Source organism: Micromonospora eburnea (genome assembly GCF_900090225.1).
In the GTDB taxonomy this organism is placed as follows: domain Bacteria; phylum Actinomycetota; class Actinomycetes; order Mycobacteriales; family Micromonosporaceae; genus Micromonospora; species Micromonospora eburnea.
On sequence record NZ_FMHY01000002.1, the window covers coordinates 5977974 to 5991104 of the forward strand.

General features: G+C 71.7%; 5 protein-coding genes. 2 read left to right on the forward strand and 3 right to left on the reverse strand.

Going from position 1 to position 13131, the window contains the following annotated elements; genetic code table 11:
* Positions 1-172 precede the first annotated feature (172 nt).
* Both GA0070604_RS25910 and GA0070604_RS25915 read right to left on the reverse strand, forming a co-directional pair.
* Positions 173-6409, reverse strand: a complete 6237-nt coding sequence (locus GA0070604_RS25910) for an RHS repeat-associated core domain-containing protein (protein WP_141721399.1) — start codon at positions 6407-6409, stop codon at positions 173-175.
* A 50-nt stretch (positions 6410-6459) separates the two neighbouring features.
* On the reverse strand, positions 6460-9852 hold the full coding sequence (locus tag GA0070604_RS25915) for a LamG-like jellyroll fold domain-containing protein (RefSeq protein ID WP_141721400.1): 3393 nt from the start codon (positions 9850-9852) through the stop codon (positions 6460-6462).
* Between the two features lie 138 nt (positions 9853-9990).
* Here GA0070604_RS25915 and GA0070604_RS25920 point away from each other — a divergent pair, with 138 nt between their 5' ends.
* Positions 9991-11784: an ATP-binding protein gene (locus GA0070604_RS25920; RefSeq protein WP_208602167.1), complete on the forward strand. Its 1794-nt coding sequence runs from the start codon at positions 9991-9993 to the stop codon at positions 11782-11784.
* Positions 11775-12419, forward strand: coding sequence for a response regulator (locus tag GA0070604_RS25925; RefSeq protein ID WP_208602168.1), 645 nt, complete (start codon positions 11775-11777; stop codon positions 12417-12419). The genes GA0070604_RS25920 and GA0070604_RS25925 overlap by 10 nt, the downstream gene beginning before the upstream one ends.
* 117 nt (positions 12420-12536) lie before the next feature.
* Here GA0070604_RS25925 and GA0070604_RS25930 read toward each other — a convergent pair whose 3' ends face one another.
* Complete coding sequence (locus GA0070604_RS25930; RefSeq protein WP_244162087.1) at positions 12537-13064, reverse strand: MarR family winged helix-turn-helix transcriptional regulator; 528 nt, start codon at positions 13062-13064, stop codon at positions 12537-12539.
* Positions 13065-13131 lie beyond the last annotated feature (67 nt).

Sequence of the window (13131 nt, forward strand, 5' to 3'; positions counted from 1 at the left end):
CGCCTCGCAAGATCGTGCTCGATCCTGGATCGAGTGGTGTCGTGCGGGCTGCGCTGCCACCACTTCCTGTGTTGAGCGCGATCTTCCGGCGGAGCGAGGCGTCACTCGGGCACGCGGCCGGGTGCCGGCGCCGCCGGCCGACGGGGTGATCCCGCCGGCCGGCGCATCCTGACTAGGGTTTCTCCCACTTCTCCGGATGACGGCGCATGTCGTCCGAGACCGAGCCCCACGGCGCCCAGCTCCAGTCCGTGGGGCCGACCCCGGCGCCGACCCCGCTGGTGATGCTGCCGCCGTACCATTCGCCCCGACCGTTGGCACGCTTGCCCGAGAACAGACACAGGAACGCACAGCCCTGCTCCGACACGGCTGCCTGGTCGCTCGGCTTCGCCGAGGCGTAGCCGATGCCGAACGCCCCACCGGGCGCGAAGATGCCGATCTGGTGGCCCACCCCGATGGTGCCGTCCTGGAACGTACCGGTCACGCAGAGGACCACGATGCAGGCCGAGCCCTCGTACCGGATGTGCCGGACCCACCAGGCGGCGAACTTCAGCTTCCCGCTGGGCTTACGCTGCGGCGGCGGCTCAAGGAGGGACAGCGCCGCGGCGGTCCGTTCCAGGCCCTTCATCTTGCGGCCCGGGATGAAGCTGCGCCCCAGCTTGCGGCGGAACTCCTTGTCCAGCAGGTCCTCCATCCAGGCGGGCACGCTGTCGTCCTCCCCGGGGGCCAGGTTGCCCTGCGGGATCGGCTGGTCCGCCCGGTGCGGCTTGGGCTGTGCCCGTTTACCGCCGGACCGATCGATGTAGGGCTTGGGGAACGACCTCGGGCCGTACGGATACTTCGAGATCACCCGGTACGACACGGTGAAACCGAGCGGGATGAACAGGCCGAAGAAGATCAGCACCACCAGCGACACGGTGGCCTGGACGACCCAGGCGTATCCGTGCCCGTACACCCGGTAGTAGTAGCGGGACACCGGGATGCTGATGATGGCCGCCCGGCCGTCCGGATCGGACAGGGTCACCGGATTGTTCCGGGCGTACGCGTACGGCTGGATCTGCTGCGGATCGTTCGGGTCGTTGACCGGGTCGACCGAGATGAAGATCCCGAGCCGGGGGTCGTACTCCCGGGCCCCGAGGTGCACCAGCCCGGTGCTGTCCGCGGTGCCGCCCACGTACCCGCGGGTCCCCGGCCAACTGCCCGGCACAGTGCCGCGCGTCTCGCCGTACGGGGTGAACCGGCGGCGGGTCACCTGCTGGGTGGCCTCGTCGACGGTGATGGTCGGGGTGCCGTGGTGGTCGGTGAGCAGCCAGCAGAGCTTGCCACCGGTGCGGACCGCCACGGGCTGGCCACCGTGGCTGTAGTAACGGGTGGCCGACACCGTGTTCGCGGTCGTGTCCAGCCGCAACTCGGAGCCGAACAGATACAGCGTGACCGCCGTGGGTTCCTTGCCGAGCAGCCGGTTGCCGTCCGCGTCGTAGACGTACCCGGTGGTCTTGCCGTTCTCGGTGACCGTGGCCAGGTGCCCCTCCGGGTCCCAGGCCATGGTCTGGCTGCGGCCGGCGACCGCCCGGGTGGTCACGTTGCCCGCCCGGTCGTAGTCGAGCCGGTCGACCTGGCCGGCCCGCGCCCCGCCGGCGATGCTCACCGTGCGGGGGCCGTTGGGCTGGGCGTCGCCCGCCGCCGGGTAGCCGTACGACTGGGTGCTGTCGCCGGCCACGCTGTGGTCGGTCTGGCTCAACCGCCGCCCCGCCGCGTCGTAGCCGAAGCTCTGCCAGTACGGCGCCGGCCCGGCCAGCGCCGAGGCGCTCGGCTCGGCGGCGCAGTCACCGGCCGGCGTCCACGCCTCGGTCAGTCGTTGCAGGTGGTCGTACCGGAAGCACTGCACCTCGGCGGACCCCGACGCGACATCGGCGATCTTCGTGATATCGCCCGCGGCGTTGTACTCGTAGTTGGTGTCCGCGATCACGCTGGGCGCGGTCTCCCGCTGGTCCAGCACCCGCTTCAGCCGGTTGGTGCCCTCCTCGTAGTAGTTCGCCCGCAGCACCCGGGTGCCGCCCGCGGAGAGCATGGTCTGCAACGGCTGGCCCAGCTTGCTGTACGAGGTGCTGGTGACGTACGTGGTCAGCCCGCGGGTGGTGGTCGGCATGCCCAGCTCGTTGTAGTCGAACAGCATGGTCTCCGCGGGCAGCCCGCCGCCGGCCGGCAGCACCATCCGGTGCAGGCTGCCGTCCACGTTGTACTCCGCCGTGCTGGCGTACGTGCCGGCCAGCTTGCCCTCGGCCGCCGGGATGACGGCCTGCATCCCGGTGGGCCGGTAGCCGTCGTCGTAGCCGGTGACCTCCTGCCGGTAGGCCTGGCCGCCGACGTACCGGACGGTCGCGGAGAGCTGCCCCTTGGCCACCGTGTCGTAGCTCCACTCGATCCGTTTCGTGCCGCTGGTCGAGCCCTCGTACAGCGCGGTCTGCCGGCCCAACTCGTCGAACGTGGAGGCGAGGGTGATCCCCCGGGCGTCGGTGGTGGAGATCACCCGGTCCAGGTCGTCGTAGACGTAGCCGCTGGTTCCCTTGTCCGGGTCACTCTCGGAGATCTTCCGGTCCCGCAGGTCGTAGCTGTACCGCCAGACGCTGCCGGCCGCATTGGTCACACTGTCCAGTTGCCCGGACGGGGTGTAGGTGTAGCGGGTGCTGTCGTATCCGCCGGTCGGCGTGCCCGAACGGTACTGGCGCAGCTCGGTGGTCTGGCCACGGGCGTCCACGATCTTCGTCGCCGCGGTTCCGCCCGGCGGCGGCGTCACGTCGATCCGGTCACCCCGGTACGACGTGGTGGTGCGCCAGCGTTCGGTGCCCCGGACCCGGAAGATCTCCGCGGTCGCCCGCCCCATCCCGTCGTACTCGGTGATCGTCTGGCCGGGCACCAGATCGTCGCTGGCCGGGACGAACAGCACCCCGCCCGGGTTGCCGTCGGCGTAGTACCGGTCGTTGTGCACCACCACGTTGCCCCGGCTGTCGTAGCTCGTGTCGGTGATCACCCGACCGCCGCCGGGCGCCGGTCCCTGGGTCTGCCGGGCCCGCAGCAGGCCGTCGTAGAGCTCGTACGAGGTGGCGTACTCGCCGGTGTGGGTCAGCGTCGCGGTGGACACGACCGACGGCGCGTCGCCCCGCATCAGGTACTCGTACTTGATGTTCGGGGTCTGGCTGCTCTTGCTCCGGCCCGGCTTCCACACCGACACCAGCCGGCCGAGCGGATCGTAGGCCAGGTCGGCCCGCTTGCCGTTGGGGTCGGTCTGGGCGATCGGCAGGTGCCAGGCCGGATCGAAGTCCTCGATGGTCTGGAAGCCCTTCGGGTTGGTGGTGACCACCCGGGTGGTCAACCCTCCCGAGGCCGGGCTGTACGCCGTGGTGATGGTGTTGCCCAACGCGTCGGTCACCGCGGTCACCCGGCCGTACCCGTCGAAGCTCTTCCGCTCGATCGGCAGGTAGCTGGCCACCCCGTTGGGGTAGCCGGTGACCTCCTCGGTCCGGGTCGGGTTACCCGCGGTGGGCGCGGAGCCGAAACCGCCGCCGTCGTAGAAGGTCCGCTCGTCGGAGACCACCTGGCCGGGGCGGGACGGCGTCGCCTGGCAGGAAACCGCCACCTTCTCCTCGCGGCTGACGTAGTTGAGCATCCAGCGGTCGGTCGCCCGGGCATAGGTGTACCGGGTGCACAGGTCGTCCTCGGTGGTGCCCACGTCGCCGGCATCGTCGATCTGGGTGGGCAGGCCCTTGTCGTCGTAGGTGACGGTGCTCCGGGTACGCCGCCAGCCGCCGCCGTCCAGCGCGACGCGCGTCTTGACGCCGGCCTCCCGCACCCGGTACGCGCGGGTGGTGCCCCAGCTGCGGGTCCTCGTGGCGACCGGACCGTACAACGCCTGGTCGTGCACCTTCGCCTCGGTGACCGAGCCGCCCGCGACCGCGTAACGCAGCTCCTCACGGATCGCGCCGGCCAGCGGATCGGCGTCGGTGACCGCGGTGCCTTCCGAGTCGGTCACGGTCACGCTCTTCTGGCCGCCAGCGGCGGTGCGGTCGCCGTCCATGCCCCGGAAGTAGCGGGTCTCGGTCACCGACTTCGGGCCCGTACCGGCGCCTCGGGTGATCTGGACCCGCCCGTAGCCGCGCCACTGCGACCAGGTTTTGCGCTTGACCGGCACCAGGCCGTCATCGTCGTCGTAGTGCCAGGCCGCGCCGTCGAGGTAGTCGTAGCTGGTCACGTCCATCGGGCCGCCGCCGGTCCGGTCCACCTGGACCACCTCGGTGACCACGTACTTGTGGAACCAGTCCCGCTTGGGGTCCGAGTAGCCCTCCGGCGTCCAGTACTGCGGGAAGCACCGGCGGGTGTTGGTGGCCGGCTCCGGCGTACTGCCCGCGACGCAGTCCTGGTCCGAGTACGTGATCGACAACAGGCCGCCGTTGCCGTTGTCGATCGAGGAGACCCGCCACTTGGTCATCGGCGGGATGCCCTCCACCGCGTCGACCCGGTTGTCCATCTGGATGCCGCCGAAGCGTACGTCCGGGATGGTCGCCGTGCCGCCGACCTTTCCGGTGTGCCGGATCGCCGACAGCCACAGGGACGGGCTGGTGCCGTCGCCGGGGGCGAGGAACTGCTGCTCCAACGACCAGGTGTCCACGTCCTGGTACGAGCCGCTCTTGAGGATCTGGGTGGTGACCGCGGTCAGCCGCTTGCGGGACCAGAACGACGGTGCCATGTTGTCGCAGGTGCCGGAGGACCCGCAGTTCTGGTCGTACGGCACATCCGGCCAGTACTTGGCGTTGTCCTTGGTGAACTTGTTCTCGGCACAGTCGAAGCCGCTGGTCGGCAGGCACCGTTCGGCGGTGCTGAACAGCACCCGGGCGGGGGCGGACGCGCTGTACATCGCGTCGGCGCGCTGCCCGTAGCGCAGCTCCGTCAGGTAGCCGCCCCGGTGGTACCAGGTCGGCGTGCTGGAGCTGAGGTTGCGGCCGTAGTAGTTGGTCTCGGCCGTGTAGAAGTACGACATCGCGTTGCCGTGCGGGTCGACCACGTAGTCGAGGTTCCATCGCCACGCCTGCCGGCACCACGAGTCGGCGAACGTACTGCCGTGGCACGGCTCGCCCGCGTCGTCACCGAAGACCGGGACCACCCAGGTCGAGTTGGTCTGCCGGTCGCCGGTGGCCCAGCCGGGCAACCGTTGCCTGCCGAAGTGGTACTGGGTGCCGTCCACGGTGGTCACCCGCCAGTACTCGCCGTTGTTGTCGTCGTTGGCCGCCCCGGTCAGCCGCTCGATCCGCGAGCCGTCGTCGTTCTTGGGCCGCCACTCGCCGGTGTCGTCGTCCCGGATCAGCTCCACCACCCGGCCGTTCAACGACAGCGTCGCATTGTCGTACGCCCAGCAGAGATCGCCCTTCCGCGGCTTGATGTTGTCGTCGACGCACGCCTTGTAGCTGCGCTCGATGAATCCCGGCGTGTAGTCGAAGCCCTCACCGACCCAGGAGGGCTGGTTGTTCGTGGAGACGGTACGGCCGTCCACGCTCCCCGACGAGTAGCCGAGGCCCAGTGTCGGCGCCAGCGGTCCGGGCGCTGGCGGCACCCGCAGCGGGTAACCCCAGCTCACATCGCCGGTCTGGGCGTCCACCTGCCAGGTGGACGAGGGGGTCAGCGGGCTCGCCGCGTAGTCACCGGCGGAGCCGGAGGCGGCGGCGGCCAACGCGAACACGCCACCGCCGGCCACCTCCGCGGAGACCTGACCGGCGGCCGGGTCGTTGTGGCTGGTGACCGGGGCCGCCGACCGGCAGCCGACGCGCTGCGGCGAGGTCAGGGCGCAGTCTGGCAGGCGCACCAGCCGCAGCCGGGTCGCCCAGTCGCCACCGATCGCCTCCCGGAACCCGGAGTAGTCGAGGCTGAACGACACCGGCGCGGGTGCCACGGCGTCGGTGACCGTCCCGGCGGGCTGGCCGGCGGCGCTGATCCGGAACACCGGCCCGGTGACGCCGGCCCGATCGGCGGTGGTCCGGTCGAACACCTCGACCCGGACCCGCCCAGGTTTCGCGGCGGCTGCGCCGGATGCGCCCGGCCGGTCCACGGGCGGCCGCACCCACACCGGCGTGTTGCCCGCCCGCACTCCGCGCGTACGGCCGGTGGCCGGCGCGGCGGCGAGATCCACCTCGGCGACCCCGGCCCGGGGCCACTCCACCGAGGGCGCGGTCCAGGAGTGACCGGCGGTCGGGTCGGCGGGGGCGGGTGAGGCGCGGTGGGCCGCCCCGGCCACCGGTTGTTCGCTGGGCAGGCCCGGCACGCGCCAGGCGGCGGGCTGCGCGCCGGCCGGCCGGGGCGGCGCGACCAGCAGGCTGGCCGCGGCCACCACGCAGGGCAGGAACCACGCCAGGAGTCGTCTCATCGGTTGCCTCCGGTCGCACTGGTGTCGATCACGAGGGACGCTCGCCGCGGTCACTGTCCGAGGAGCGCGGACAGGTACATGTCGAGCACTTCGCGGTCGGTCATGGCACCGACGTGGATGCGTACGTCGTCGATGTCCCCCGCGAAGTGATCCACCATCGAGTCCTTCCACTTGGCCCGCCCGACCTCCAGCGCGCCGGGCGCGTTCCAGTGGCTGGCCAGGGGGAGCTCGTTGACGAGTTGGCCGTTGACGTAGAGCCGGACCTTGCCCATCGGGTAGTCGTAGACCCCGACCAGATGGGTCCACTCGCCGAGTGTGGGCGGTTCGGCCGAGTTGACGAAGACCCAGCTGTAGCCGGAGGTGGCGTCGGACGACGGCAGGCTGAACGACCACGCCTTGGTGCCGTCGCCGAACACCCGGTAGCCGAGGAAGAACGCGCTCATGTGGGCGCCGTCCTTGCCGACCGCGGTGTAGTTGCGATCGTCGGCGGTCAACCGGACCCAGGTCGAGACGGTGAAGCTGTCCGCCGTGCGTACCTCCGAGGAGGCGCTGGCGTAGCCGGTGGTGCCGTTCAGTTGAAGGGCGTTGCCGCCTCGCTCGTCCGACGTCCAGGTGGCGCCACCGGCCAGCGTCAGGGCGGCACCCGGCGCGCCGGCAGACGTGGTGCCGCCGCCCTCGTCCAGCGCCCAGGCACCCCGCACCTCGGTCGGCCGGTTGGCCAGCTCGACGTTCTCACCGGCCCGCGGGTCGTCCGAGACGATCCGGTCGAACAGCTTCACCTCGTCGATGTCGCCGGTGAAGTTCTCCTGGTAGCCGCCGTTGTACCGGAGGCGGCCCAACTGCACCGGGCCGGTGGCCCGCCACGGCGTGGTGAAGGTGGCCGGGGTCTGCAACCGGCCGTTGACATACAGCCGCAGTTGTTGGTAGGTGGGGTCGTACACGCCCAGCAGGTGGGTCCACGCGCCGAGCACCGGCGGCTGCTCGGAGACCGCCCGGATGATGGTCGGGTTGTCGGTGTCCGTGGCGTGCCGGTTGAAGATCCACCGGTCGTAGCCGGACGAATAGTAGAGCTGGAAACCGCTGGCCCGGTCACCACCCTGGCTGATGATGGTGTTGTTGCGGCTGTTCGAGGTCAGCCGGACCCAGGCCGAGACGGAGAACGCCTTGGTGGTGTCCAGCACCGGGCCGGCGGTCACGCCGTAGTCGTCCACGCCGTCGAACTTGCCCGCCCGGCTCAGCCGGCCCGCGCTCCGGCCGGCGCCGTTGGCCAGGGTGACCGGGTGTCCGCTGCCGGCACCCGCGTCGGCGACGGTGCTGCCGGCGCTCTCGTCGAACGCCCAGTACGCCACCGGCCCGCTCGCCCCGGCCACATAGAAGTCGTACGTGGCGTAGGTGCGGCCCACGTTGCCGGCCTTGTCGACCGGCCAGACGTAGAGCGTGTTCAGCCAGTCGTGGGTGGGCGCCACCTGCGCCGTCACCGGCGCGCCCGCGCTCGGCGCGGTCACCGACCGCTGCACGTTGGGGTCGTTCAGCGCGTACCGGTAGCCGGTGATGTCGGTGTCGCCGGCCCCCGGCCGGAAGGTGAACGCACCCGGGCGGCCCACCCCGCCGTGCCACTCGTCCGGGGTGTCCCGGGGGTAGTCGATCGAGTCGACCTGGGGCAGGGAGGCCGGGTCGGAGGTGTCCACGGTGAACTCGCACCATCCGGTCCACCCGCTGGCGTCGGTGCCGTCGTACGCCCGCACCCGCCAGGAGTACGTGCCCCCGCCGCTCACCGACAGCGTGACACTGTGCGTCACCGGGGTGGCCGATGACACGTAGCTGGTGGTGCGGTTCGCCCCGTACGCCTCCCAGGCGCTGGTCGCCGGGTTGTAGTAGTTCACCTGAAACTCGGCGCGTACCCCGTCGTTCGCCTTGTCCGGGTCGAATATCTCGGCGAGCAGCTTCGGGCTGGTGCTGTTCAGGTACGGCCGGCCCGACCCGGTCACGCACGGGGTGCCGGGCGAGGTGGCCGTCCCGGTCGGGACGGACGGGACCGAGTTGTAGTTGATCACCAGCTTGGGGTCGTTCTTGAACCCGAACCAGTAGTTGCTGTTGCCCTCCTCGGCGCTGGGCACCCTCAGCCCCAGGGTGGTGTTGGACCACTTCTTGCTGGCCGCCTGGACCACCGCGGCGGTGGCGTTGAACTCGATCGGCCGCACCGCGCAGCCCTCATGCCCCAGCGAGCCCGACCAGCTGTCCAGGTGGTCGGCCCAGCTCGGCTGGTTCTTCCAGGTGGTGGAGCTGGAGATGGCGCCGGTCAGGTACAGGTGGACCGAGGGCTTGACACTGCACGACCAGTTGTAGGTCCACTCCCCGGTGATCCGGAACGTGGCGGACAGGATGTGCTTGCCGTTGACGTTGTCGGTGTCCATCCGGAAGAACGACCGCTTCACCCCGCTGCCGCCGTAGAAGCCGGCCTCGGGGCGGTGCGAGTTGTTGAAGTAGCTGGTGGTGGGGAACGCCTTGTCCACCATCGCCCAGGCCAGCTTGCCGCCGGTGAAACTGGGGTCGATGTACAGCGGAAAGGTGGCCTGGTCCAGCAGCGCGGGATCCGGCACCACGGCGAGTTCATCCGGACGCAGTTCGGTGGCGAGCGGGCTGACCCGGCTGCCCCGGCCCGGTCTGGCGGTCAGCGAGCGCGTCTCGCTCGCCGTAGCGCCGGCGGAGTCCCACATCCGCGCCGGCGGCGAGTGGAAAACCGGTTCACCCGCCGAATCCGCGATGACGATGCCGCCGTCAGCCGTCTTACGGGCCGCCGCGTCGGTGGTACGCAGCCGGAACGGCACGCGGCGCAGTGCCGGGTTCGCCGCCGCTCGCCGGTCCTTGACCACCAGCACCTCGGAGAACCCGGACACGGTCGCCGAGACCACCAGATCCACTCCGGGTAGTACGCCCGGGTAGGTGGCGGTGGCACCGGCCAAGGTGGGCCGCGGCAGGGGCCCGTCCCAGCGCAGCGCCATCGAACGTCCCCGGTCGGTCAACGTGGCCAGGTCACCGGTGCCGCCGCCGGAGAACCGCATCGCAAGGGCGGTGGCGCCCGGGGCCACCGAACCGTCCGGGGTGAACCGCAGCGTGGTGTCCACCGGCACCCAGCCGCCACCCCGGCGCAGCCGTTCCGGCACGGCAGAGGTCTCCGAGGTAAAGGTGCCGTCCGGGTTCGCGAACACCTGCCGGGTCTCGGTTCGCTGGTTGAGCACCTCCACCCGGTCTCCAACGGCGCGAGCGGTGGCCATCGCCTCCGCCTCGCCGGGCCGGACCGGCGGCTGGCCGGCAGCGGTTGCCGCATCGGTCGCCGCGCCCCCCAGGTGCCCGGCGGCAACACCACCACTGCCGGCCAGCCCGGCCGTCGCCGCGGTCACGACCACGACCCCCCTCGCCACCAGGCGCCGCCATCCCACCATGCCGCCCTCCCCGTCGAAGTCAAGCGCTCGAAGGTTAGGAGGCTCAGCCCGCCGACACATCCGGGCTGGCCCTGAGAACTGACCGATTCACGACCGCAACTGCGCTACCGAGACAGATTCGCCGATATCGTGATCACCGTGAGGGACGGCGACCTGGCCCGCGCGGGAGGACTGGCCGCACTTGCCGTAGCGGTGGGCGGCCTCGGCGCCTGGGCGTACGCCAACACCGGCGCCTCCCCCAGCGATTGGGCCCGGGACCTCGCGGTCGGTTTGTCCTTCGCCACCGCCGGCCTGGTGGCCCGGTGGCGTCGGCCGGGGAATCCGGTCTGGCTGCTGCTCTACCTCGACGGGGTGACCTGGTTCCTGGGCAACTTCCAGGGCACCCGGGTACCCGCCCTGTTCGCGGTCGGCGCCTGGCTGGAAGCGTTGAACATGGCGATCCTCGTGCACCTGCTGCTGGCCTTCCCGTACGGCCGGCTGGGCAGCCGGGCCCCGCGCGCACTGGTCGGCGCGGGGTACGCGCTGGTGGCGGCGGGTGGGCTGGTCCGGGCCACCGTGCTGGATCCTGCCACCAGCTCCGGGGCGAGCTACCTGTCCTGCCCGGACTGCGGCCCCAACGCCCTGCTCCTGGTCTCCGACGCCGACCTCTTCACCACGATCGACCTGGCCTACCGCGGCCTCGGCGGGGTGCTCACCGTCGCCGCCCTGGTCCTCGTGGTCCGTCGCTGGCTGGGCAGCTCACCGGTACGGCGCCGGGCCCTGCTGCCGGTCTGGGCGGCCGCGCTGGTGGCCGTCGCCTTCCTCGGCTGGGACGTGGCGTACCTCCTGGCCCCGGGGCTGTTCGAGGCACCGGGGCAGCCGGTGGTGCTGCTGGCCTCCGACGTCAGCGAGGTGGCCGTACCGTTCGCCTTCCTGGTGCTGCTGCTGCACGTACGGCTGCGCCACGCCGAGCTGGGCAACCTGGTGATCGAGATCAGCGGCACCGAGCCCGACCCGCAGCGGCTGCACGGCTTGCTGGTACGGGTCCTCGGGGACGCGTCCCTGCGGCTCGGGGTGTGGCACAGCGGCACCGCGCACTATCTCGACCCGCACGGACGCCGGCTCGACACACCGCCGCCCGGCGACCCCGCCATGGCGACCTACGTGGATGGCCGAGGCCAACCGCTCGCGCTGCTGGTGCACGACCCGGCGCTGGGTGACGATCCACAGCTGCTCGCCGCAGCGAGCGCGGCGGTCCGGCTGGCGGTGGAGAACTCCCGGCTACACGGGCAGGTGGCGGCCGGCACCGTGGAGGCGGCGGCCCGCGCGGCCGAGGCGGCCCGGGCGGCCAGTGCCCGCATCCTGCGCTCGGCCGACCAGCAGCGGCGGCAGCTGGAACGAGACCTCCACGACGGCGCGCAGACCCGGCTGGTGCTGGCCCTGATGACCCTACGGCAGCTCGACGCCCGCCTGGCCGGTGGCACGGACACGGCGATCCGGCAGAGCGTCAGCACCGCCACCCAGACCCTGCACCAGGCCCTGGACGACCTGCGCGATCTGGCCCAGGGCATCCACCCGGCGCTGCTCACCAGGGAGGGTCTGAGCGCCGCCGTGCTCGCCCTGGCTCAGCGGGCCGCCGTGCCGGTGGTGGTGTCGATCGAGCCCGGGCGGCACCCGGCGGAGGTCGAGGCGACCGCGTACTTCGCGATCTGCGAGGCGCTGTCGAACGCGATGAAGCATGCCCGGGCCCGTGCGGTCACGGTGACCGCCCGCTGCCAGAACGGCCGGCTGGTGGTGGAGGTGACCGATGACGGGGTGGGCGGCGCCGATCCGGCCGGCGGCACCGGATTGGCCGGCTTGGCCGATCGGGTGGCCGCGCTGGCCGGTGTCCTGGAGGTGACGAGTCCCCTGTTGGGCGGCACCCGGCTGCGGGTGGAGCTGCCGTGCGAGTGATCATCGCCGAGGATGCCCCGATCCTGCGGGAAGGGCTCGTCCGGCTGCTCGCCGACGCGGGATGCACCATCGTCGGCCAGACCGACCACGGGCCGGGGCTGGTCGCGCTCACCGCCGAGCATCAGCCGGACGTGATCATCGTGGACATCCGGCTGCCACCCACCCACACCGACGAAGGGCTGCGCGCAGCGCTACGGGTCCGGCAGGACCACCCTGCCATCGGCGTGCTGCTCCTCTCCCAGTACGTGGAGAGCAGCAGCGCCGTCCAGGTTTTGGCCCGCGAGCCGCGGGGCTTCGGCTACCTGCTCAAGGAGCGCCTCGCCGACGTGGAGGAGCTTGTCGCCGCCCTGCGGCGGGTGGCCGCCGGAGAATCCGTGATCGACCCACTGGTGGTGGAGCGGCTGCTGAGCCGGCGGCGGGTGGCCAGCGCGCTCGACGAACTGACCCGACGGGAGCGCGAGGTGCTTACCCTGATGGCCGAGGGACGCTCGAACGAGGCCATCGCCCAGCGGCTGGGGGTCGGCGGCAAGACCGTCGAGACGTACGTGCGCAACATCTTCGCCAAGCTGTGCCTGGAGCCGCGGCTGGCCGACCATCGCCGGGTGCTCGCCGTGCTGGCGTACCTGCAAGGCTGAGCCTCACCGGCCACCGGCGGCGACCGCGGACCGGGCAGCGACCCAGGGGCGGCGGCCGGCGTGGCCCGCCGCGCACCGAGTGCGACCCGCCGACGGTTGAGCGACCCCGGCTCCAGCTCAGGCGGGAGCCGCCGCCGGAGCCTCGCCCGGCATCTCCCCCGCCTCCGGCAGCGGCTCGCCGATCCGCGCTCCAAATGGCTGGGGCACCGGCCGGCCCTCCGCGGCCTCACCGCGCCGCGCGACCTCGTCGAACTCACGCATCCCGCGTAGCAGCGCCGCGCGCCCCTCCGCGCTCATCCCGGTCAGGATCCGGTCCAGCCGCTGCCGGCGGTCGGCGCGCAGCTCGGCGAGGAGCCGGGTCGCCGCCGGGGTGAGATGCAGGGAGATCTCCCGCCGGTCGTACCGGCCCGGCTCCCGTTCCAGCATGCCGGCCGCGACCAGCCGGTCGCAGAGCCGGCTGGCCGAGGAGAGCAGCATGTGGGTCAGTGTGGCGAGGCGGCGGAGGTTGATCCCGTCGTACCGCTCCACGACCATGACCGCCCGTAACTGGGCGCCGGAGAGCCGACTCGTCGTCCGTTCCCGGGCCGCCTCCCAGACGGCCAGGAGGGTGCCAGCCGCCTCGTCCAGTGCGACGGCCCTACTCACATCAGGTCCGTGCGGACCACGTTGTTCGGCCATGGTGCGCCGAGACTACCCGGCGCGCCCCCGCCGC